The sequence below is a fragment of the Bradyrhizobium sp. SK17 genome (genome assembly GCF_002831585.1).
In the GTDB taxonomy this organism is placed as follows: Bacteria; Pseudomonadota; Alphaproteobacteria; order Rhizobiales; family Xanthobacteraceae; genus Bradyrhizobium.
Map to the genome: position 1 here is coordinate 5,641,043 of NZ_CP025113.1, position 20,701 is coordinate 5,661,743.

The 20,701-nt window shown below is 64.5% G+C and carries 22 protein-coding genes, 1 tRNA gene and 1 pseudogene; 9 read left to right on the plus strand and 15 right to left on the minus strand.

The genetic code is table 11. The annotated features are described in order from the left end of the window. Positions 1-4: 4 nt before the first annotated feature. The 11 genes from nuoH to CWS35_RS26095 all read right to left on the minus strand — a co-directional run bounded on the left by nuoH (position 5) and on the right by CWS35_RS26095 (position 9,387). A complete protein-coding gene (nuoH, locus tag CWS35_RS26050) occupies positions 5-1,075 on the minus strand; it encodes an NADH-quinone oxidoreductase subunit NuoH (protein ID WP_024583482.1) in 1,071 nt (356 codons plus the stop codon). Between the two features lie 10 nt (positions 1,076-1,085). Next, entirely contained in the window at positions 1,086-3,161 is a 2,076-nt protein-coding gene (gene nuoG, locus CWS35_RS26055; protein ID WP_100954578.1) for an NADH-quinone oxidoreductase subunit NuoG, read from the minus strand. 4 nt (positions 3,162-3,165) lie between these two features. Beyond that, a complete protein-coding gene (locus CWS35_RS26060) occupies positions 3,166-3,654 on the minus strand; it encodes a hypothetical protein (protein ID WP_157817233.1) in 489 nt (162 codons plus the stop codon). Positions 3,655-3,662: 8 nt separating this feature from the next. After that, the gene (gene nuoF, locus CWS35_RS26065) at positions 3,663-4,988 is read right to left on the minus strand and encodes an NADH-quinone oxidoreductase subunit NuoF (RefSeq protein WP_100954583.1); all 1,326 of its coding nucleotides are present in this window, start codon (positions 4,986-4,988) and stop codon (positions 3,663-3,665) included. A 19-nt stretch (positions 4,989-5,007) separates the two neighbouring features. Next, positions 5,008-5,196 carry a hypothetical protein gene (locus CWS35_RS39640; protein ID WP_371412441.1) on the minus strand — a complete coding sequence of 63 codons (189 nt, stop codon included), beginning with the start codon at positions 5,194-5,196 and terminating at the stop codon, positions 5,008-5,010. 23 nt (positions 5,197-5,219) lie between these two features. Further along, the gene (gene nuoE, locus CWS35_RS26070; protein ID WP_016847752.1) at positions 5,220-5,831 is read right to left on the minus strand and encodes an NADH-quinone oxidoreductase subunit NuoE; all 612 of its coding nucleotides are present in this window, start codon (positions 5,829-5,831) and stop codon (positions 5,220-5,222) included. 43 nt (positions 5,832-5,874) lie between these two features. Continuing rightward, a complete protein-coding gene (locus CWS35_RS26075) occupies positions 5,875-7,071 on the minus strand; it encodes an NADH-quinone oxidoreductase subunit D (protein WP_024583477.1) in 1,197 nt (398 codons plus the stop codon). Beyond that, on the minus strand, positions 7,068-7,685 hold the full coding sequence (locus CWS35_RS26080) for an NADH-quinone oxidoreductase subunit C (RefSeq protein WP_024583476.1): 618 nt from the start codon (positions 7,683-7,685) through the stop codon (positions 7,068-7,070). The genes CWS35_RS26075 and CWS35_RS26080 overlap by 4 nt, the downstream gene beginning before the upstream one ends. A gap of 10 nt (positions 7,686-7,695) precedes the next feature. Further along, the gene (locus tag CWS35_RS26085) at positions 7,696-8,301 is read right to left on the minus strand and encodes an NADH-quinone oxidoreductase subunit B family protein (protein ID WP_024583475.1); all 606 of its coding nucleotides are present in this window, start codon (positions 8,299-8,301) and stop codon (positions 7,696-7,698) included. Further along, the gene (locus tag CWS35_RS26090; protein ID WP_018271860.1) at positions 8,292-8,657 is read right to left on the minus strand and encodes an NADH-quinone oxidoreductase subunit A; all 366 of its coding nucleotides are present in this window, start codon (positions 8,655-8,657) and stop codon (positions 8,292-8,294) included. The genes CWS35_RS26085 and CWS35_RS26090 overlap by 10 nt, the downstream gene beginning before the upstream one ends. Positions 8,658-8,871: 214 nt before the next feature. Then, positions 8,872-9,387 carry a MarR family winged helix-turn-helix transcriptional regulator gene (locus CWS35_RS26095; RefSeq protein WP_100954585.1) on the minus strand — a complete coding sequence of 172 codons (516 nt, stop codon included), beginning with the start codon at positions 9,385-9,387 and terminating at the stop codon, positions 8,872-8,874. 130 nt (positions 9,388-9,517) lie between these two features. On the opposite strand from CWS35_RS26095, the gene CWS35_RS26100 reads away from it, so the two are divergent. Then, positions 9,518-10,708, plus strand: coding sequence for an aromatic ring-hydroxylating dioxygenase subunit alpha (locus tag CWS35_RS26100; RefSeq protein ID WP_100954587.1), 1,191 nt, complete (start codon positions 9,518-9,520; stop codon positions 10,706-10,708). 50 nt (positions 10,709-10,758) lie between these two features. After that, the gene (locus CWS35_RS26105) at positions 10,759-12,051 is read left to right on the plus strand and encodes an MFS transporter (RefSeq protein WP_100954589.1); all 1,293 of its coding nucleotides are present in this window, start codon (positions 10,759-10,761) and stop codon (positions 12,049-12,051) included. A 64-nt stretch (positions 12,052-12,115) separates the two neighbouring features. On the opposite strand, the gene CWS35_RS26110 is transcribed toward CWS35_RS26105, so the two are convergent. Both CWS35_RS26110 and CWS35_RS40695 read right to left on the minus strand, forming a co-directional pair. Then, entirely contained in the window at positions 12,116-12,934 is an 819-nt protein-coding gene (locus CWS35_RS26110) for an alpha/beta fold hydrolase (protein WP_100954591.1), read from the minus strand. A 106-nt stretch (positions 12,935-13,040) separates the two neighbouring features. Further along, positions 13,041-13,264, minus strand: a pseudogene (locus CWS35_RS40695) (hypothetical protein); the annotation flags it as partial. Between the two features lie 254 nt (positions 13,265-13,518). Between CWS35_RS40695 and CWS35_RS26120 the strand changes: the two are divergent. Beyond that, complete coding sequence (locus CWS35_RS26120) at positions 13,519-15,150, plus strand: FAD-binding oxidoreductase (RefSeq protein WP_210202731.1); 1,632 nt, start codon at positions 13,519-13,521, stop codon at positions 15,148-15,150. 102 nt (positions 15,151-15,252) lie between these two features. On the opposite strand, the gene CWS35_RS26125 is transcribed toward CWS35_RS26120, so the two are convergent. Continuing rightward, on the minus strand, positions 15,253-15,630 hold the full coding sequence (locus CWS35_RS26125; RefSeq protein WP_100954595.1) for a nuclear transport factor 2 family protein: 378 nt from the start codon (positions 15,628-15,630) through the stop codon (positions 15,253-15,255). 123 nt (positions 15,631-15,753) lie between these two features. Here CWS35_RS26125 and CWS35_RS26130 point away from each other — a divergent pair, with 123 nt between their 5' ends. Continuing rightward, positions 15,754-16,698 (plus strand): LysR family transcriptional regulator, encoded by a 945-nt coding sequence (locus tag CWS35_RS26130; RefSeq protein ID WP_100954597.1) that lies wholly within the window; start codon positions 15,754-15,756, stop codon positions 16,696-16,698. Between the two features lie 24 nt (positions 16,699-16,722). On the opposite strand, the gene CWS35_RS26135 is transcribed toward CWS35_RS26130, so the two are convergent. Beyond that, entirely contained in the window at positions 16,723-17,679 is a 957-nt protein-coding gene (locus CWS35_RS26135) for a TRAP transporter substrate-binding protein (RefSeq protein WP_100956670.1), read from the minus strand. Positions 17,680-17,936: 257 nt separating this feature from the next. Here CWS35_RS26135 and CWS35_RS26140 point away from each other — a divergent pair, with 257 nt between their 5' ends. From CWS35_RS26140 to CWS35_RS26160, 5 genes are all read left to right on the plus strand, one after another. Continuing rightward, positions 17,937-18,140 carry a hypothetical protein gene (locus CWS35_RS26140; RefSeq protein WP_024583466.1) on the plus strand — a complete coding sequence of 68 codons (204 nt, stop codon included), beginning with the start codon at positions 17,937-17,939 and terminating at the stop codon, positions 18,138-18,140. Between the two features lie 215 nt (positions 18,141-18,355). Next, positions 18,356-18,556, plus strand: coding sequence for a hypothetical protein (locus tag CWS35_RS26145; RefSeq protein ID WP_100954599.1), 201 nt, complete (start codon positions 18,356-18,358; stop codon positions 18,554-18,556). 56 nt (positions 18,557-18,612) lie between these two features. Further along, complete coding sequence (locus CWS35_RS26150) at positions 18,613-18,762, plus strand: hypothetical protein (protein ID WP_244442288.1); 150 nt, start codon at positions 18,613-18,615, stop codon at positions 18,760-18,762. A 166-nt stretch (positions 18,763-18,928) separates the two neighbouring features. Then, positions 18,929-20,230: a hypothetical protein gene (locus CWS35_RS26155; protein ID WP_100954601.1), complete on the plus strand. Its 1,302-nt coding sequence runs from the start codon at positions 18,929-18,931 to the stop codon at positions 20,228-20,230. Positions 20,231-20,447: 217 nt separating this feature from the next. Then, positions 20,448-20,524, plus strand: a tRNA-Asp gene (locus tag CWS35_RS26160). Positions 20,525-20,701 lie beyond the last annotated feature (177 nt).

Genomic DNA, 20,701 nt, shown 5'->3' on the forward strand with positions numbered 1-20,701 from the left:
GGCCTCACTTCGGCGCGATGCCGGCGAATTGCAGCACGCCGGCCACGATCACCACCATCGCCAGCGACAGCGGCAGGAACACCTTCCAGCCGAGCCGCATCAGTTGATCGTAGCGGTAGCGTGGCACGATCGCCTTCGCCATCGCGAACATGAAGAACATGAAGAACACCTTGAGCGCGAACCAGACGATGCCCGGGATCCAGGTGAACGGCGGCAGGTTGACCGGCGGCAGCCAGCCGCCCAGGAACAGGATCGACGCCAGCGCGCACATCGTGGTGATCGCGACATACTCGCCGAGCATGAACAGCAGATACGGGGTCGAGCCGTATTCGGTCATGAAGCCGGCGACCAGCTCGGACTCGGCCTCCACCAGGTCGAACGGCGGACGGTTGGTTTCCGCCAGCGCCGAGACGTAGAACACCACGAACATCGGGAACAGCGGCCACACATACCAGTTCAGGATGGTGAGCTGCGGCAGGCCGATCAAATGCGCCAGACCGCGGGTGTTCTGCGCCTCGACCACGGCCGACAGGTTCAGCGAACCGACGCAGAGCAGCACCGTGATGATCACGAAGCCGATCGAGACTTCATAGGACACCATCTGCGCCGCCGAGCGCAGCGCGGCCAGGAACGGGTACTTCGAGTTCGACGACCAGCCGGCCATGATGATGCCGTAGATCGACAGCGACGAGATCGCGAAGATGTAGAGAATGCCGACATTGATGTCGGAGATCACCCAGCCGAGATCGAACGGGATCACGGCCCAGGCGGCCAGCGCCAGGATACACGACACCAAGGGCGCCAACAAGAACACGCCCTTGTTGGAGCCCGCCGGGATCACCGGCTCCTTCAACACGAATTTCAGCAGGTCGGCGAAGGATTGCAGCAATCCGAACGGGCCGACCACGTTGGGACCGCGGCGGATCTGCACTGCGGCCCAGATCTTGCGGTCGGCGAGCAGGATGTAGGCGATCGCGATCAGCAGCACGACGAGCAGCAACAGGCTTTCCGCGACCATGATGATCAGCGGCCAGAGGAAGCCGGTCCAGAACGAGCTTGCGAAGAATTCAGCCATCAGGTCACGCTCACTCCGCTGCCGTCAGCATTCGGCCCGACGCCAGCCGCGAGCATTCTGCCATCACGGCAGAGGCCCGCGCGATCGGGTTGGTCAGATAGAAGTCCTCGACGGTCGGCTTGAACGCCGCCTTGTCGACGCTGCCGCCCTTGCCGGCCAGCGCCTTGACCTGGTCGGCCGTGCCGGCCTCGATCTGGTCGAGCCGCATCAGATGCGGATAGGTCTTGAACATCGCCTGCCGCAGCGCCTGCAACGAGTCGAACGGCAGCTTCTTGCCGAGCACGTCGGACAGCGCGCGGATGATCGCCCAGTCCTCGCGGGCCTCGCCCGGCGGGAACGCGGCACGGTTGGCGATCTGCGCCCGGCCCTCGGTGTTGACGTAGATCCCGGACTTCTCGGTGTAGGCCGCGCCCGGCAGGATGACGTCGGCGCGGTGCGCGCCCTGGTCGCCATGGGTGCCGACGTAGACGACGAAGGTACCGTCCGGCACCTTGATCTCGTCGGCGCCGAGCAGGAACAGCACGTCGAGCGTGCCGAAGGTGGTCATCTGCGCGGTGGTCAGGCCGCCGGCCGAAGGCGAAAAGCCGATATCGAGCGCGCCGGCACGGGAGGCGGTGTCCTGCAAGACGGCAAAGCCGTTCCAGCCGTCCTTCAGCGCGCCGACATCGACCGCGAGCTTGGCGGCCTGCGCCAGCACCGCCGCGCCGTCATGCCTGGTGTAGGCACCGGGGCCGACCAGGATGATCGGGTGCTGCGCATTCTTCAGCACGTCGGCAAACGAGTGCTTGCCGGCCGCAAGATCAGCCAGCGTGTCGGTGCCTGCGCCGAGATAGTCGTGGTCGTAGGTGAAATCGGACTTCGCGCCGATCATGCCGACCTTGAGGCCGCCGGCGCGCCAGCGCTTGCGGATCCGCGCGTTCAGCACCGCGGCTTCCTTGCGCGGATGCGAGCCGATGATCAGGATGGCGTCGGCCTGATCGATGCCGGCGATGGTCGGGTTGAAGATGTAGGAGCCGCGGCCGGCCTTGGCGTCGAATGCGTCGCCGCCCTGCACCGCCAGATTGACCGAGCCGAACGCAGCCAGCAGCTCCTTCAGCGCGTACATTTCATCGACCGCGGCGAGATCGCCCGCGATCGCGCCGATCCGCTTGCCGTCGGTGCGGCCGGCCTTGGCGGCGATGGCGGCGAAAGCCTCCTGCCAGGTCGCCGGCCGGAGCTGGCCGTTCTCGCGCACATAGGGACGATCGAGCCGCTGGGTGCGCAGGCCGTCGACGATGTGGCGGGTCTTGTCGGAGATCCACTCCTCGTTCACGGCCTCGTTGATGCGCGGCAGGATGCGCATCACCTCGCGGCCGCGGGTGTCGACGCGGATCGCGGAGCCGACGCCGTCCATGACGTCGACCGATTGGGTCTTGCCGAGCTCCCAGGGCCGCGCCGCGAACGCATAGGGCTTCGAGGTCAGCGCGCCCACCGGGCAGATGTCGACCAGGTTGCCCTGCAACTCCGAGCTCAGCGCGTGCTCGAGATAGGTGGTGATCTCCATGTCCTCGCCGCGGCCGGTCGCACCCATTTCCGGGGCGCCGCAGACTTCGGCGGAGAAGCGGACGCAGCGCGTACACTGGATGCAGCGGTTCATCGAGGTCTTGACCAGCGCGCCGAGATATTTGTCCTCGACCGCGCGCTTGTTCTCGGCGAACCGGCTGGTGTCGACGCCGTAGCCCATCGCCTGGTCCTGCAAATCGCACTCGCCGCCCTGGTCGCAGATCGGGCAGTCCAGCGGATGGTTGATCAGCAGGAACTCCATCACGCCTTCGCGCGCCTTCTTGACCATCGGCGAACGGGTCGAGATCTCCGGCGGCTCGCCCTTCGGTCCGGGACGGCAGTCGCGCACGGCCCAGGCGCAGCTCGCGACCGGCTTCGGGCCGCCCTTCACCTCGACCAGGCACATCCGGCAATTGCCGGCGATCGACAACCGCTCGTGATAGCAGAAGCGTGGAATCTCGGCGCCGGCCGCCTCGCACGCCTGCAACAGCGTGTACTCCGGCGGCACATCGATCTCTTTGCCATCGACGATGATCTTGCTCATGTCTTCAAGTCTTTCCCAGCTTGCAGTCGGGCGGCGCGACGCTGGCGGTTTTCATTGATGTCTTCACCCATTGCTGGGTGTCGGTGCTGTAGGTCGAGAGATAGCCCGGCTCGGCCCGGCTCTTGGCGCACAGGAACGGCAGATGCGGCTTCAGGTCGTAGTCGCACGAGGCCTGCCATTCCTGCTTGTTCTCGAAGGCGGAGATCGCCTCCTCGCAAGCATAGAGGAAATAGGCCACGAAACTCTCATACTGCACCCGCTCCTCGCGGCTGCCGGCCTGGATCGCATCATAGTCCGGCTGCGCGAATTTCGGATTGTTGAATGCGAGCTCGGTGTAACCCAGAAACGCGGTGCGCGCCGCGGAGGCGCGGTTCGTCGAGCGGATTTCGTTGATCTGCACCAGGATGGCAACAAAGCCGAGCAGCGCCACGAGCGCCTGCGCCATCTGCGCAAGCGTCCCGTACTTCTGCCACCATGCGGCCTGTTGCATCATCGCAGTCATTACTCCGCGGCCACCATGCGCACGGGATCACGAACGCCTTGATCGTCGAGGTCCGCCTTGTGCGAATACTGATCGATGCGTTCTTCGATCTCGTGACGGAAATGCGCGATCAGACCCTGGATCGGCCACGCCGCGGCGTCGCCGAGCGCGCAGATGGTGTGGCCTTCGACCTGCTTGGTGACCTCGAGCAGCATGTCGATCTCGCGCTTGTGGGCGCGGCCGTCGGCCATGCGGGTCAAGACGCGCCACATCCAGCCGGTGCCCTCGCGGCACGGCGTGCACTGGCCGCAGCTCTCATGCTTGTAGAAATAGGAGATGCGCGCGATCGCCCGGATCAGGTCGGTCGACTTGTCCATCACGATCACGGCCGCGGTGCCGAGGCCCGAGCGCAACTTGCTCAGTGAGTCGAAATCCATCGGCGTGTCGATGATCTGCTCGGCCGGCACCATGCGCACCGACGAGCCGCCGGGGATCACGGCCTTCAGATTGTCCCAGCCGCCGCGGATGCCGCCGCAATGCTTCTCGATCAGTTCGCGGAACGGAATGCCCATCGCCTCTTCGACGTTGCAGGGCCGCTCGACGTGACCGGAGATGCAGAACAGCTTGGTGCCGACATTGTTCGGCCGGCCAATGCCGGCGAACCAGGCGGCGCCGCGACGCAGGATGTCGGGCGCGACCGCGATCGACTCGACGTTGTTGACGGTGGTCGGGCAGCCATAGAGGCCGACATTGGCCGGGAACGGCGGCTTCAGCCGCGGCTGGCCCTTCTTGCCCTCGAGGCTCTCGAGCAGCGCGGTTTCCTCGCCGCAGATATAGGCGCCGGCGCCGTGGGCGACATAGATGTCGAACGGCCAGCCGTTGATGTTGTCCTTGCCGACCAGCTTGGCCTCATAGGCCTGGTCGATCGCCGCCTGCAACCGCTCGCGCTCGCGGATGAACTCGCCGCGGATATAGACGTAGCAGGCATGCGCGCCCATCGCGAAGCTCGCGAGCAGGCAGCCCTCGACCAGGAGATGCGGGTCGTGCCGCATGATCTCGCGGTCCTTGCAGGTGCCGGGCTCGGACTCGTCGGCGTTGACGACGAGATAGCTCGGACGGCCGTCCTTGGATTCCTTCGGCATGAAGGACCACTTCATGCCGGTCGGGAAACCCGCGCCGCCGCGGCCGCGCAGGCCCGACGCCTTCATCTCGTTGATGATCCAGTCGCGGCCCTTGTCGATGATCCCCTTGGTGCCGTCCCAGGCGCCGCGGCGGCGCGCGCCCTCGAGGCCCCAATCATGCAGGCCGTAGAGGTTCTTGAAGATGCGGTCCTTGTCGTCGAGCATAACAAAAACTTTCCGAACATCACCGATTGGCTTGTGAGTAAGCGAGCCCGGCGGCGCAGCCGCCGAACACGATGGCCCACAACAGGCTGGATTCCAGCGTGGCGCTGAGGCCGTAACGTTGCAGCAGGAACATGAAGCCGGCCGCGACAGCGGTATGCAGCGCGATCTTGCGCCAGGCCATCATCGAAGCCGCCCTCCCGATCCCCATTGCCTGCACCTGAAAGCACCCCATCAGGTGGTTTCCTTCAGCGTCGTCGGCCCGCCCGCGGGCGCCGAGAACTGACGGTCGATCTGCGGACCCGGCTTCGGCGGATTGCCGGCGGCAAAGCCGTCGAGCACCTTGCCGAAGCTTTCCTTGGTCAGGTCCTCATAGGTGTCCTTCCAGATCAGCACCATCGGCGCATTCACGCAGGCGCCGAGACACTCGACCTCTTCCCAGGAGAAGTTGCCGTCCTTCGACAACTGGAAGGGATCGTGATGGATGCGATGCTGGCAGACCTCGATCAGGTCGGCGGCGCCGCGCAGCCGGCACGGCGTGGTGCCGCAAACCTGGACGTGGGCCTTCTTGCCGACCGGCGAGAGCTGGAACATGGTGTAGAAGGTCGCGATCTCCAGCATCCGGATATGCGGCATCTCGAGCAGGTCGGCGACGGCGCGGATCGCGGCTTCCGACACCCAGCCGTCATGTTGCTCCTGCACGCGCCACAGGATCGCGATCGCCGCCGAAGCCTGGCGGCCCGGCGGGTACTTCTCGATCTGCTTCTTGGCCCAGGCCAGGTTCTCGTCCGTGAACGTGAAGCTCGCGGGCTGCAATTCCTTCGGGGCAAGGCGGCGGACGGACATCGTTCAAACTCTCAATTAGCGCGCGGTGCGGATGCGGACATCATCACCGGTCGACCTCGCCGAACACGATGTCCAGCGAGCCAAGGATGGCGGAAACGTCGGCCAAGAGATGGCCCTTGCAGATGTGATCCATCGCCTGGAGATGGGCGAAGCCCGGCGCGCGGATCTTGCACTTGTAGGGCTTGTTGGTGCCGTCGGCGACCAGATAGACGCCGAACTCGCCCTTCGGCGCCTCGACCGCGGCATAGACCTCGCCGGCCGGCACGTGGACGCCTTCGGTGTAGAGCTTGAAGTGATGGATCAGCGCTTCCATCGAGCGCTTCATCTCGCCGCGGCGCGGCGGCGCGATCTTGTTGTCCTCGACCACGACCGGGCCCTGCCCGTCGGCTGCTTTGAGTTTCTGCACGCACTGCTTCATGATGCGCACCGACTGGCGCATCTCTTCCATGCGGATCAGATAGCGGTCGTAACAGTCGCCGTTCTTGCCGATCGGAATGTCGAAATCCATCTCGGCGTAGCACTCATAGGGCTGCGACTTGCGCAGGTCCCAGGCCGCGCCGGAGCCGCGCACCATCACGCCGGAGAAGCCCCATTCCCAGGCCTCCTTCAACGGCACGATGCCGATATCGACGTTGCGCTGCTTGAAGATGCGGTTGCCGGTCAGCAGCCGATCGAGGTCGTCGACCACCTTGAGGAACGGATCGCACCACGCCTCGATGTCGTCGATCAGCTTCGGCGGCAGGTCCTGGTGCACGCCGCCGACGCGGAAGAACGCCGCGTGCATGCGCGAGCCCGAGGCGCGCTCGTAGAACACCATCAGCTTCTCGCGCTCTTCGAAGCCCCACAGCGGCGGGGTCAGCGCGCCGACGTCCATCGCCTGCGTGGTGACGTTGAGCAGATGGGAGAGGATGCGGCCGATCTCGCAATACAGTACGCGGATCAACTGGCCGCGGCGCGGCACCGTGATGCCGAGCAGCTTTTCCGCCGCGAGGCAGAATGCATGCTCCTGGTTCATCGGCGCGACGTAGTCGAGCCGGTCGAAATAGGGAATCGCCTGGAGATAGGTCTTGTGCTCGATCAGCTTCTCGGTGCCGCGGTGCAGCAGGCCGATATGCGGATCGACGCGCTCGACGACTTCGCCGTCCAATTCGAGCACCAAACGCAGCACGCCGTGCGCGGCCGGATGCTGCGGACCGAAATTGATCGTGAAGTTGCGCAGATTTTGCGGCTGTTCATTCATGGCTTCGGCTCCGCCTTGGCCTTCTCGTCACCGGGAAGCGGATAGTCCGCGCCTTCCCAGGGCGAAAGGAAATCGAACTTGCGGAATTCCTGGTTGAGCCGGACCGGCTCGTACAGCACCCGCTTCTCCTGGTCGTCGTAGCGAACCTCGACGAAGCCGGTCAGCGGGAAATCCTTGCGCAGCGGATGGCCGTCGAAGCCGTAATCCGTCAGCAGGCGGCGCATGTCGGGATGGCCGGTGAAGATCACGCCGTAGAGATCGTAGGTCTCGCGTTCGAACCAGTCGGCACCCGGGAACACGCCGATGATCGACGGCACCTGCGTGGTCTCGTCGGCCTGTCCGCGCAGCCGGATGCGCGCGTTCAGTGTCGGCGACAGCAGGTGGTAGACGACGTCGAAGCGCTTCTCGCGGCTCGGGTGATCGACCGCGGTCGCATCGGTGAAGTTGACGAAGCGGCAATTGGGATCGTCACGCAAAAACGTCACGACGTCCACGATTCTGCCAATCTCGACATCGATAGTGAGTTGATTGAACGCGACCGAGTGCGAAGTGGCCGCGCCCGGAAGCGCGCTCACGATCGTCTGCCCAAGGGCGTCGAGCTTGCCGTCGTCCATGCCTGAAACCTTAGCGTTCGATGGTGCCGATACGGCGGATCTTCTTCTGCAACAGCAGCACGCCGTAAAGCAGCGCTTCCGCCGTGGGCGGGCAGCCCGGCACGTAGATGTCGATCGGCACGATGCGGTCGCAGCCACGCACCACCGAGTAGGAGTAGTGGTAGTAGCCGCCGCCGTTGGCGCAGGAGCCCATCGAGATGACGTAGCGCGGCTCCGGCATCTGGTCGTAGACCTTGCGCAGCGCCGGCGCCATCTTGTTGGTCAGCGTGCCCGCGACGATCATCACGTCGGACTGCCGCGGCGAGGCACGTGGCGCGAAGCCGAAGCGCTCGACGTCGTAGCGCGGCATCGAGACCTGCATCATCTCGACCGCACAGCAGGCGAGACCGAAGGTCATCCACATCAGCGAGCCGGTGCGCGCCCAGGTGATCAGGTCATCGGCCGCGGCGACGAAGAAGCCCTTGTCGGACAGCTCGTGATTGACCTCGAGGAAAAACGGATCATTGGCGCCGACCGGCCTGCCGGTTGACGGATCGAGAATGCCCTTCGGAGCCATCGCGATATCAGGTTTGGCGATCGCCGGCTGCGAGGTTGCGGCGGTGGGGCTCAATCCCATTCGAGCGCGCCTTTCTTCCATTCATATGCGAATCCGACCGTCAGCACGGCCAGGAAAACCATCATCGACCAGAAGCCGGTGGCGCCGAGCTTGCCGAACGCCACGGCCCACGGGAACAGGAACGCCACTTCGAGATCGAAGATGATGAAGAGGATCGCCACCAGATAGAAGCGGACGTCGAACTTCATGCGGGCGTCGTCAAAAGCGTTGAATCCGCATTCATAGGCGGACAGCTTTTCCGGGTCCGGCGATTGGAACGCGACCAGGAACGGCGCGATCAGGAGCGCCAGCCCGATCAGGCTCGCCACTCCGATAAAGACCACAAGTGGGAGGTAATTCTGCAGGATGCCGGTCATCGGCGAGGCCTTCTTGCTGCGGTTTCGGACGTGCCGCAGATTCGTTGATTGGAATTGTTCTTGAGGCTTTAGCGCAGCGCAACAGGGGGCGCAAGACAAGCTATTTTGACGCTTTTACGGTCCCTTCCCGCGGCTCTTGGCCTCGTCGGGCGGATGCACGTGCCTCAATGGCCAACGCAGCGGCGGCCATCCGGTGCCCTGCGCTCTCCCCATATCAGCCCAGCTCCCGCTCGGCAGCGAGCATCTCGGCCGCGGTCAGGGTGAGGCGGTCAATATGTCCAAGCAGCAGTTCGAGATCCTGTGGACCGAGCTGTTCCAGCAGACGCCGGTTTCGCTCCTGCGCGCCGGCCACAATGGCGTCATGGGCGGCGAGCCCGGCCTTGGTGAGGGAGACAAGTGTTTCCCGATTGTCACGCGGATTGGCCGCCTTCGCTACCAGCTTGCGCGCCACCAGCTCGGCGAGCGCCCGGCTGATCTGCCCCTTGTCCATGCCGACGGCTTCGGCCAGCCGCACCACGCTCATCGGCGGCCGGCGGCCGAGCGAGGCGACCAGGCCGAACTCGACGGAAGACAGGCCGGTCAGCCGCTTGTAGCGCAGCAGCGCCCCTCGCCTGAGCAGATTCGCCAGCACCATCAGCCGCGAGGACATCATCGCGGTGATCGGCGCGAGTTCGGCATCGACCACCGCCTCCGGCGGCAGCACCCTCTCGGTCCTGAGCTTCTCGGTCATTGCCAACCTCTGCCAACAAAGCCTGCCGCTGCCAAGCTAATCGAGATCGTTGACAGTGTCATCGATCTATCGTTGACTTGGTCAACGACAACGCAGCCGCGGGCGACTGACCGGCGGCCGGAGGAGATACATGACGATCACCCAGCGGGACCGCGATCTCGGCACGGCCTATGCGATGAAGCCGTCCACCACCCGGACAGAGCTCACCTCGGTGGTCCGCGGCACGCCGATGGGCGAGCTGTTGCGGCGCTATTGGCACCCGGTCGGGCTCGCCGGCGACGCCACCGATATCCCCAGAAAAGTCCGCGCGCTCGGCGAAGACCTGATCCTCTTTCGCGACCGGCACGGCCGGATCGGCCTGCTGCACGCCCGGTGCTGCCATCGCGGCACCACACTCTATTACGGCAAGGTCGAGGAGGACGGCATCCGCTGCTGCTACCACGGCTGGAAGTTCGACACCGAAGGCCGCTGCCTCGAGCAACCCTGCGAGCCCGAAGGCGGACTGTTCAAGGACAAGGTGCGCCAGCCCTGGTATCCGGTGCAGGAACGCTACGGCCTGATCTTCGCCTATATGGGTCCGGCCGATAGAAAGCCGGTGCTCCCCCGCTACGAGTGCCTGGAGACGATGGACGACGGCGAGTTCGTCGAGGCCGACGATTCCTCGATCGGCGGTGGCGGTCCGGCCGTGATCCCCTGCAACTGGCTACAGCATTTCGAGAACGTCGCCGACCCCTATCACGTGCCGGTGCTGCACGGCTCGTTCTCCGGCCCGCAATTCACCAACATGATGGCCTCGATGCCCGAGGTGAAGTTCGAGATGACGCCGCGCGGCGTCGCGGTGCGCTCGATCCGCCGGCAGGACGACGGCAAGGTGTTCTACCGCGTCACCGAGGCCGCCCTGCCCACACTCCGCGTCGTGCCCAATCCGCGGGTCGCGCAGTTCGCCCGCGTCGAATCGATCGGTTGGACCCTCCCGATCGACGACACCTCGTTCCGCATCTATGTCGCCGGCCGGGTCAAGAATGCTGGCGACATCGGCCGCATGCGCTCGAAGTTCAACGGCAAGTTCTGGTGGGACATGACCGAGCAAGAGCACCAGCAATTCCCCGGCGACTATGAGGCCCAGGTCGGCCAGGGTCCGGTGACTGTTCATTCCGAGGAGCATTTCGGCCAGAGCGACCGCGGCATCCTGATGATCCGCCGGATGCTCGCCGACCAGCTCGAGGCCATGGCTGCCGGCCGCGACCCGATCGGCGTGTCGTTCGATGCCGATGCCGGCCAGGTCGAATTCGAAGCGGGGAATTACATCCGCGAGGCGTAAGGCGCTCGCACGCGGGCCGGCAAGAAAAGACAAATCCGGGGGAGGAAGTCATGGTCGATGTCGCACCGCAGGCGGCGGCACCAACGCAAGCCGCGGCAACGCCTTCCACGCGCCGCTACTACGTGCTCGCGCTGCTCACCATCATCTACGCCCTCAATTTCCTCGACCGCACCATCTTCAACGTGCTGATCGAGCCGATCAAGAAGGAGTTCGCACTCAGCGACACCACGATGGGCCTGCTCGCCGGGTTCGGCTTCGTGCTGTTCTACTCGCTGCTCGGCATTCCCATCGCGCGGATGGCCGACCGCCTCAACCGCCGCAACATCGTGGCCCTCGCCTTCGCGTTCTGGAGTGCGATGACCTATCTCTGCGGCCTCGCCTCCAGCGTCACGACGCTGGCGCTGGCGCGGATCGGCGTCGGCATCGGGGAATCCGCGGGCACGCCGGCGTCGCAATCGATGATCGCCGATCTGTTCGACAAGAACGAGCGGCCGCGCGCGCTCGGCATCTACGCGATCGGCACCTATCTCGGCGTCTTCCTCGGCTATTTCATCGGCGGCTACGTCAACCAGCACTATGGCTGGCGGATGGCCTTCTTCACCGCCGGCCTGCCCGGCATCGCGCTTGCCGCCGTGCTGTGGCTGACGATATCAGAACCGAAACGCGGCGCGATGGCCGAGACCTTCAAGGCCGAGCCGATCGGGCCGACATTGCGCTTCCTGATCTCGCAGCCGAGCTTCGTGATCGTGCTGGTCGGGTTTTGCCTGACGACCTACACCAACTACGCAACGGCGGTGTGGATCCCGCCGTTCCTGGCGCGCATCCATCATCTCACGAGCGCCGAGATCGGCACCTATGCCGGCACCTTCAAAGGGCTCGCCGGCATGGCGGGCACGCTGATCGGCGGCCTCGTGGTGGCGCAGATCGGCCGTCGCGACGACCGCTGGAAGCTATGGGCGCCGGCGATCATGTCCGGCCTCGCCGGCCCGGTGTTCGCGCTGTGCATGCTGACGCCAAGCTTCACGCTGATGGTCGCAACGCTGGCGCTGACCTCGTTCATGGTCGGCTTCCATCTCGGCCCGATCTTTGCGATCGCTCAGACGGTGGCTAAACCCAGCATGCGCGCGCTGGCCTCCGCGCTCGTGCTGCTCACCGCCACCTGCTTCGGCCAGGGTGTCGGCCCGCTCGCCGTCGGCATGATCAACGACGCCCTGAAGGGGATCTATGGCGTCGATGCAGTCCGCTACTCGCTGCTGTCGGCGGCGGTGACGACGACGCTCGGCGCGCTGCTGTTCGTCTGGGCAGCGCGCTGGATCCGTGCCGATATCGCGCGCGCCAGTTAGAGCATGATCCGGAAAAGTGGGAGCCGGTTTTCCGAAGAGATCATGATGCGCATCGCATCATGATCTAGCTATCCATGAAGGCCAGCAGGTCGGCCATCAAGCGCGCGTTGTGCGTCAGCGGCAGTGCGTGAGGCGCGCCTTGATAGACGGCGAGCCTGCTGCCCTTGATCAGCCTTGCTGTCTTGGCGCCGGTCAATTCCAGCGGCGCGCTGGCATCCCTGTCGCCGTGCACGATCAGGGTCTGACGATCGATCGCCCTCGCTGCGGCGCGCAGGTCGGCCGACGAGATGGTCTTGCGGCAGGCCAGCGCCACCGGCAGCGGCACGCTCAGCATCATCTCCCTGATCCAGGCCCGCGTCGCCTCCGGCGTGTCGGACATGAAGAACGGCGCCTCGTTCTCGCCCATCCATTTCGGGAAGTCCTGCGCGATCGCAGCGTTCTGCGCGTCGACCATCGCGCGCGGCACCGCGTCCGGGTTGTCCTCGGACTGGACGATGAACGGCGTGGTCGGCGCCACCAGCACCAGCCGTGCGACGCGCTCGGAGCCATGACGCGCCAGATAGTTCACGGCCTCGATCGATCCCATCGAATGCGCGACGACGGTGAGGTCGCGCAGATCGCGCTGCTCGATCACGGCGGCGACGTCATTGGTCAGCGTGTCGAGATCATATCCGGTCGCCGGCAGGTCGGAGCGGCCGTGGCCGCGCCGGTCCGGCGCGACACAGCGATAGCCCTTCGCGTTCAACGCCACGATCTGGCTGCCCCAGACGCTGGAGTTGAAGGTCCAGGCGGCGAGCAGGAGCACCGGCTTGCCCGTGCCCCAATCCTGCACGAACAGCGATGTGCCATCCCTGGCGGTCGCGAAAAGCGGTCGGCTAGCCATGATAGAACTCCCTTGCGGATCGTGTGGCGACTTTGTCGCCAGCCATCAACCGATCATCGCAAGGAGACGTCGCGCGCGCGATTACGCCTGAGGTAATCGGCGTGCCTCACCAGTGATACCGCACCACGCCCTTGCCGGCGTAGCTCGAGATGACGTTGGAGAACTCGCCCTCGAACGTCGCCGATGCCGCCCAGCCATTGCGCCAGTTCATCGCGAGCGATGCCGTGGTCAGCGCGGAGTCGCTGGCCTGCGCGGCGCCGTTGGCGATGAAGCTGGTGCCGGGCAGCGCCTGAAGGTCGCGGCGATCGCGCGGTTGGGATTGTAGTCATGCATGGCGCTGCTATTCTGCCGCGCGTTCTCGTCCACGGACAGGCGATCAGCCCATGAATCGTCGCGACCTGCTGACTTGCGCCGCCCTCGCCCCGCTGGCGCGATGGATCGGACCGAGGCCCGCGCCGGCTGCGGAAAGCGCAGGCGGGTCCGCCTCGCGCCCACTCCGGCGAGCACGTCCTTCGGATCCCGAATGGCCGTCGGCCGCCAGCTGGAACAGACTCAACGAGCAGACGAAGGGGCGCCTCATCGCCGTGAGATCGCCGCTGGAGGCATGTCGCGACAATCCTTCCGGTCCGGCCTGCCGCGACGCATTCAGGGAGCTGAAGAATCCCTACTCCATCGGCGACGACCCGGCCCTGACCCAGACCACGGGCTATCTCGACGCCTGGACGTCGGAGCCGAGCGTCTATGCTGTCGCGGCGCGAGACACCGCCGACATCGTCGCTGCCGTCAATTTTGCCCGTGACAACAATCTCCGGCTGGTCGTCAGGGGCGGCGGCCACAGCTATCTCGGCACATCGAGCGCACCGGATTCGCTGATGATCTGGACGCGCGCGATGAACGACATCACGCTGCATGACGGCTTCATCGCGCGGGGCTGCGAGGATCCGCCACAGCCGGCCGTCACCGTGGGCGCCGGCGCGATCTGGATGCACGTCTACAACGAGGTGACCACCAAAGGTGGCCGCTACGTGCAAGGCGGTGGCTGCGGCACGGTCGGCGTCGCGGGTCTGGTGCAGGGCGGCGGGTTCGGCAGCTACTCGAAGAACTACGGCATCGCCGCAGCGAGCCTGCTGGAAGCCGAAATCGTGACAGCGGACGGCGTCGCGCGGATCGCAAATGCCCGCAACAATGCCGATTTGTTCTGGGCCTTGCGTGGCGGCGGCGGAGGCACTTTTGGTGTCGTCGCCCGCATGACTTTGCGGACCCATTCACTTCCCGACCTCTTCGGCTTCGCCAACATGACGGTCCGCGCCGCGTCAAGCGCGTCATTCCGCAAGCTGATCGGGGCGTTCATCGATCTCTACGCTGCGCGCCTGCACAATCCGCATTGGGGCGAGATCGTCAACGTCAAGCCGGGCAACGTGCTCGACATCCAGCTCTCGTTTCAGGGCCTTGCCAAGCCGCAGGCCGACGAGCTGTGGCAGCCCTTCATTGGTTTCGTCACCGAGGCGCGCGACGAATTCACCTTCGTTCGCGCGCCGTCGATCCGCACCGGTCCGGCGGCGCGGCGCTGGGACCTCGACTATATCAGGCAACGTGCGCCGCAGGCGATCCAGTTCGACGATCGTCCCGGCGCTCCGGCGGACAACGCGTTCTGGACCGCAAATCTGAGCGAGGCTGGACATTTCATTCATGGCTTCGAATCGCTGTGGCTGGCAGCTTCGCTGCTGGACGGCGCGGATCGCGAGCGGCTCGTCGATGCCCTGCTCGCGGCGGCGCAGCACTCAACGGTCGAATTGCATTTCCAGAAAGGGCTGGCCGGCGGATCGGAGACCGCGATCGCCACCGCGAAGCAGACTGCGACGAACCCGGCCGTGATCGATGCCTTCGCGCTCGCCATCATCGCGAGCGAGGGCCCGCCGGCCTATCCGGCCTTGAGAGGTCACGAGCCGGACCTGGCTGACGCGCGCAAGCATGCCGCAGCCATTGCCAACGCGGTGGGCGAACTCAGAAAGGTCGCGCCGGATGGCGGCGCCTATCTCGCGGAAAGCAGTTTCTTCGAGCGGGACTGGCAGCGAGCCTATTGGGGCGCGAACTATCCGCGGCTCCTGCAGATCAAGCAGAAGTACGATCCGGCGGGCGTGTTCTTCGTGCGGCACGGCGTGGGCAGCAACGACTGGAGCGACGACGGATTTACGCGGCTCACGACACATCAGTGAAGGTGGCGCTGCGACCGGAGACCCCTTCGCTGCGCCTTCACCAATGCGGTCGCTCGGGCGACGCTTCCGCAAGAAGCGCCACCGCCGATCTGAGCCGCCAAGTTAAGCCCGTGGCTGCGTAGTTGCGAAGAGATAACGATGGATCTTCCACACGCTGTCCTCACGTCGGAAGATGAACAGTTCGTTGTTGCCCTCGTCGATCTCGAGCCCCGCCGCCAGAATCCTGGTACGGCCGGTCGAGCTCGTGCGCACCCATTGCCAATCCCCGAACGTCTCGACTTCGTGGATATGGAATTTGACGTCGAGTTTGATCGTCCTGAACACCTGCTCGTAGCCAGCCCGGACAGCTTCTCGCCCCATCAGCGCAGGAGAATGCTGCGGCATGAAAGCGGGCTCCCGCCCATAGAGCTTCATGATTGCGTCGACATCACCTGCGTTGAGAGCGGCTTCGTAGGTCTTGAGGAGGTTTTCGATTGGCATCGCACAGATTCCTTGGGTTCGATGTGGCATCGCAAGCGCGACGGTCGATACCTAGGCTACTCAAAATCGATCCGGTACTGATTGATCTGGCAACTAGCCTCTCATTTATGATAGGCTTTCCGAATGGATCTCAACGCCGTCAAGATGTTCGTCAGCGTCGTCCAGGCGGGGAGCCTGTCGGCCGCCGCGCTGCGGATGGGGATCCCGCTGCCGACATTGAGCCGGCGAATCCGCGAGCTTGAGAAGGAGCTCAAGGTCGCCCTGCTGGAGCGATCGGCGCGCGGCACGAAGCTGACCGACATCGGCACCCGGCTCTACGACCGCGCTACCCTCGGAATTGACGCGCTGGCCGAAGCGGAAGAGGCCGCGAAGAGCGATCAGGCGCGTTTGCGGGGGCGTCTGCGGATTTCACTGCCGACGGAATTTGAGCCGTGGTGGGAGCTCATCGGCGCATTCCAGCGACGCTATCCCGACGTCCAGGTCAGTGCCTACACCACCGATCGCCGAGTTGATCTCGTGGAAGAGGGAATTGACGTTGCACTCCGCGTCGGCGTTCTCGTCCACGAAGCCATGGTGGCGCGAAGGCTCCTGGTCTATCGACACGTCCTCGTTGCCAGCCCGCAATTCATGAAGCGGTTTGGCACCCCGGACACACCGGATCAGATAACCCACCGCCCCTGCGCGGTCTGGTGTCGAGACACCAACAGTGGCGCTTCCTGGCGCCTCGGCGAGCACGTCGTCCGGCCGCAAGCGATTCTGTCCACGAACTCGTACCTGCATCTACGCAACCGGGCTCTGGCAGGCGAGGTATTGACCGAACTGCCCCCCTTTCTCGCGACCGCGCACCTCCAAAGCGGCAAGCTTTGCGCGGTGCTCGCAGATCACCCGATGCCGGAGCAGGAAGTCAGCCTGCTCTATCCGTCGCATCGCCATCCCTCCAGCATCGTCCGTGCCTATCTCGATTTCTGCCAAGCCAGCGTCGGAGAATTTCTGTCGCTACCGGCGGCACGGCCCGCGAAAGACGACCGAAAGGCCTCCTCGCGCCGGGGCACCCGGATCCGCGGGTGATTGGTTCGGGTCGCGTCGATCTCGTCACGTCAGCTTGCCGGTGTATTTCTCCAGCGCCGCCCACGCATCCGCGCCATAGGTCTTCTGCCACTGCGTGTAGAACCCGGCCTTCACCAGCGCGGCCCTGAACTGTACATGATCTGGCTTGTTGAAGGTCATGCCCTTCCCAGTCAGTTCAGCCTGCAACGAGCGGTCCATCTCGACCAGGTCGGTGCGCTCCTTCACTGCTGCCGCATCGAACGCGGCATTGATGACCTCGACGAGATCAGGCGGCAGGCCCGCCATCGCGCGGCGGTTGCCGATGATCCAGTAGCCGCTCCAGCAATGGTTCGACAGCGCGCAGTACTTCTGCACCTCGTAGAGCTTGCCGGTCGAGACCTGCGCCAGCGGGTTTTCCTGCCCTTCGACGATATGGGTTTGCAGCGCCGAATAGAGCTCGCTGTAGGAGATGCTCGACGGCAACGCGCCGAGACCGGAGAACAGCGAGGTCAGAAGCGCGGTCACCGGCACGCGGATCTTGAAACCCTTGAGATCGTCGACGCCATTGAGTTGCCGGCTCGACGACGAGGTGATCTGGCGGAAGCCATTGTCCCAGACCTTCCGGAGCGGCACCACGCCGCTCCTGGTGATCGCTTCGCGCACGAGATCGCCGACGCCGCCGTCCATCGCGGCCCAGACCTGGTCGTAGGACTGGAAGGCAAAGCCGATGCTGGGCAAGCCCGACAAGGGCACCAGGATCGACAGGGTCAAGCTCGGCGCGGCCATCAGCTCGATCCCGCCGGCCCGGACCTGCGACAGCATCTCGGGATCGCCGCCGAGCTGGCTGTTCGGAAACACCGTGATGTTGAGCCGGCCGGACGAACGCTCCGCGACCGCCTTGGCCGCTTCGGCGAGACGGATCGTCAGCGGATGGGTTTCCGGGGTGTCAACGCCAAGCTTAAAGTCGAACTCGGCCGCGGCAATAGCTCGTTTGCCAAACATCGTGGCGGCGACCGCGCCGGAGCCAGCTCCGAGCACGCTTCTGCGGGTCATGATCTTTGTTTTCATTATTGTTTTTCTCCCAGGCGCATTCACGCGCCTGGCGCCAGTTTCAGCTCTCCGCCTGTGTGACGCAAGACACGGTGAAACCAATCGCTTCGTGGCACGAAACCATTTCGCGGAACTCACGAAACGATCCGGAAACAGATCGGGCTTACCAGTAGCTGCCATAGACGGCGCATAGACGCCCGGAGGCGACCATGAACCACTCGATCCATTCAGCTGACCGCGCGACCCACCTCAAGATTGTGGTGGTTGCTCTTGTTGCGGCCATCGGGGTTGCGGCGTTCGGCATTTCGGCGCGGCACAACGCGGATTTCACCCAGACCGCCCAGACCAATCAGGTGATCAAGGCCGGCAAGCCCGTTGCGATCACGTCGTCGGAGACGTCGACCGTTCGCTGAGGCCATCGAGCGCTTCACCGGGAGAACGGCCGCCGCCCGGCGGCCTTTTTATTGCTTCCGCCAATTATTGCTTCCGCCAAGCATCGGCCGGGCCGCGTGGCGGCGGCGAAATCTTAAGCTGCTCCTAACACGGTCGTTCGATTGCGATCTGCTCCGCGACCCCAGTCTTAAAAATTGTTCCGTACGGTAGGTGTCAACAGAGGCGCAGGCCCACAATGCATTTACAACAGCAAGTCATTACAACCGGCTTCAAGATCATCTGCACGGATTGCGGGAGCCTCGCAATCAAGGTCGCCGATCCGGCGCACGCGTCCGGCGACACCGTCATCGAATGCCGGCGCTGCAACGCCGTGCGCGGCACTGTGGCAGACCTGCACATCCTGGCGCGGCGCGGCCGCGACCTGTTCGAATTCTAGCCCGGCCCCACCCGATGCTATCAGACCCGAAAACCACCGCGCAAAGCGACGTTCCGATGGATACGGTCTGGTCGATCCTCGAGGCCGCCAATGAATTGGGCGATACCCATACCGTCGAGGCTTGCCGCCGCGTCATCGACGCCAATCTGCGCGGCGAGGCGCCAGGACAAGCCGATCTGGTCGCGGTCGCCGCATTCTTCGCGTGATCGCGTCGGCGTCTTGCCGCGGCCGATTCAATATGGCGTCACTGTGACAAGTCGCAGAGTGGAAACATGACGACGCGGATCGCCCGCCTCGGTTAACTTAGCTTGACTTGCGCTGTCCGAGGCCGACCGGCTAGCTGTGAAGCAGCTTTCAGATTCGGGCCGGCCGATGAAATTGACGCGCGATGACCTGTTTGTCGGGGTCTCGATCTTCGGATTCTTCATCCTCAGCATCGGCTCGATGATCGCCTGCGGGCATGCATTCCCCGCCATGCATTTCTGGCGATCGGACGTCAGCGCGCACGCGATCCTCGGCACCGCCATCATGGCGGTCTTCATCCCGGCGTTCATCGTGAGCCGATTCAGCTTCGGCTATCTGGTCGGCTTCTCGCTGCTGTCAGCCGTGTTCGGCTTCGTCTGGCTGAGCTTCTTCAGCGCGTTCGATTATCCGCACACCATCGCCCGCTGGGCCATGATCGCCGCGCTGGCCGCGGCGATCATCCCGCTGATGTTCCAGAATATCCCGCTTTGGCGACCCAGCCTGTCGGAGACAGCCATCAAGCGCGTCGCGTTCCTGCTGCTCGGGGCGTCGTTCGCCGTGCTGATTGCCGACGTGTATTTCGGCGCCAGCCTTGGCAACCCCTATGGTACGGCCCGCAACGCCGTCGCGCGGCCGGCGCTGCTGAACTATCTCACCGGAATCATCATCGGCGCGATTCTGCCCTATCTGTTCGCGCATTTCGCATCGCGCCGGGAATGGATGCCGGCCGCCGGCACGTTGCTGTTCGCACTCTGCTTCTACCCGGTCGTCAACAACAAGACGATTCTGCTGCTGCCGCTCTGGCTGCCATTTCTGTTCTTCCTGTTCGGCCGGTTCGACCCGCGGCTCGCCACGGTGCTGGCCTATGTCGTCCCGATGATCGTCGGTCTGGCCGCGTTCTTCGTCCTCGTCGCGGACAAGGACTACGTGATCTTCAGCGCCATCAATCTGCGCTTCGTCGCGATCCCCTCCCTCGCGCTCGATCACTACGCCGACTTCTTTGCACATCGTGAACTGACCCGCTTCTGCCAGGTATCTGTCCTGCGCCAGCTGATTGCCTGTCCCTACGGCGAACTCGGCCCGGCGCTCGGAGCCATCTATCGCGACGGCAATTTCAACGCCTCCTTCCTCGCCACCGAGGGGATTGCATCGGTCGGCCTTGCGCTCACCCCGGTTTCGGCGTTCGCCTGCGGCCTGATCCTGTCACTGGGATCGATGGTCTCGCGCCATCTCTCGCCGCGCTTCATCGCAGTCTCATCCGGCATCGCCGTTCAAGCGATCATGAACGTGCCGTTGACGACAGCCCTGGTGTCGAACGGCATCGCGCTGCTGTTCCTGCTGTGGTGGCTGACCCCCGAGCAGCGGGAGGAAACCTCACGCAGCTCCCAGCCGTCAGCGCAGCCCATCAATGCTGTCGGTGCCGCGGCCTGACCTTTACCGGCCACGATGCGACATGGCCGGTTCATGAGCGAGGTCGGCAGGCGCCCGCATTGAACCGAGTGCGAACGATCAGGGGCAAAGCACCTCGCGCCGGCTGAAAATGCGGCCGGGCACATCGCTTGTGCAGGGGTCCGTAACGTCCTTGACTAACGGGATGCGGGCCTTTATGCCCTCGGTCCTGCGCGGATCAATCCGATGATCAGCATCCGCGGGAGTAGCTCAGTTGGTTAGAGCGCCGCCCTGTCACGGCGGAGGCCGCGGGTTCGAGTCCCGTCTCTCGCGCCAGTCTTATCAAACACTTACCACCAGTTCCGGATTTCGAGGGTGTTGCGAGCGTCAACCGCAACGCAGGCTGTCCCCTGCGCCGTGGACGCGGGTTGCCGGCTGTTTTCGGGGAAACGGCGTAGTCAGCAAAGCCCCGAATCAAATAAGGCCTGATAGGTCTGGGTTCCTGTGGCCGGC

Bases quoted from the DNA above. Each gene is read 5' to 3' on its own strand.
- nuoH (WP_024583482.1), bottom strand. From the start codon at position 1,075: ATGGCTGAATTCTTCGCAAGCTCGTTCTGGACCGGCTTCCTCTGGCCG.
- nuoG (WP_100954578.1), bottom strand. From the start codon at position 3,161: ATGAGCAAGATCATCGTCGATGGCAAAGAGATCGATGTGCCGCCGGAG.
- CWS35_RS26060 (WP_157817233.1), bottom strand. From the start codon at position 3,654: ATGATGCAACAGGCCGCATGGTGGCAGAAGTACGGGACGCTTGCGCAG.
- nuoF (WP_100954583.1), bottom strand. From the start codon at position 4,988: ATGCTCGACGACAAGGACCGCATCTTCAAGAACCTCTACGGCCTGCAT.
- CWS35_RS39640 (WP_371412441.1), bottom strand. From the start codon at position 5,196: ATGGGGATCGGGAGGGCGGCTTCGATGATGGCCTGGCGCAAGATCGCG.
- nuoE (WP_016847752.1), bottom strand. From the start codon at position 5,831: ATGTCCGTCCGCCGCCTTGCCCCGAAGGAATTGCAGCCCGCGAGCTTC.
- CWS35_RS26075 (WP_024583477.1), bottom strand. From the start codon at position 7,071: ATGAATGAACAGCCGCAAAATCTGCGCAACTTCACGATCAATTTCGGT.
- CWS35_RS26080 (WP_024583476.1), bottom strand. From the start codon at position 7,685: ATGGACGACGGCAAGCTCGACGCCCTTGGGCAGACGATCGTGAGCGCG.
- CWS35_RS26085 (WP_024583475.1), bottom strand. From the start codon at position 8,301: ATGGGATTGAGCCCCACCGCCGCAACCTCGCAGCCGGCGATCGCCAAA.
- CWS35_RS26090 (WP_018271860.1), bottom strand. From the start codon at position 8,657: ATGACCGGCATCCTGCAGAATTACCTCCCACTTGTGGTCTTTATCGGA.
- CWS35_RS26095 (WP_100954585.1), bottom strand. From the start codon at position 9,387: ATGACCGAGAAGCTCAGGACCGAGAGGGTGCTGCCGCCGGAGGCGGTG.
- CWS35_RS26100 (WP_100954587.1), top strand. From the start codon at position 9,518: ATGACGATCACCCAGCGGGACCGCGATCTCGGCACGGCCTATGCGATG.
- CWS35_RS26105 (WP_100954589.1), top strand. From the start codon at position 10,759: ATGGTCGATGTCGCACCGCAGGCGGCGGCACCAACGCAAGCCGCGGCA.
- CWS35_RS26110 (WP_100954591.1), bottom strand. From the start codon at position 12,934: ATGGCTAGCCGACCGCTTTTCGCGACCGCCAGGGATGGCACATCGCTG.
- CWS35_RS26125 (WP_100954595.1), bottom strand. From the start codon at position 15,630: ATGCCAATCGAAAACCTCCTCAAGACCTACGAAGCCGCTCTCAACGCA.
- CWS35_RS26130 (WP_100954597.1), top strand. From the start codon at position 15,754: ATGGATCTCAACGCCGTCAAGATGTTCGTCAGCGTCGTCCAGGCGGGG.
- CWS35_RS26135 (WP_100956670.1), bottom strand. From the start codon at position 17,679: ATGTTTGGCAAACGAGCTATTGCCGCGGCCGAGTTCGACTTTAAGCTT.
- CWS35_RS26140 (WP_024583466.1), top strand. From the start codon at position 17,937: ATGAACCACTCGATCCATTCAGCTGACCGCGCGACCCACCTCAAGATT.
- CWS35_RS26145 (WP_100954599.1), top strand. From the start codon at position 18,356: ATGCATTTACAACAGCAAGTCATTACAACCGGCTTCAAGATCATCTGC.
- CWS35_RS26150 (WP_244442288.1), top strand. From the start codon at position 18,613: ATGGATACGGTCTGGTCGATCCTCGAGGCCGCCAATGAATTGGGCGAT.
- CWS35_RS26155 (WP_100954601.1), top strand. From the start codon at position 18,929: ATGAAATTGACGCGCGATGACCTGTTTGTCGGGGTCTCGATCTTCGGA.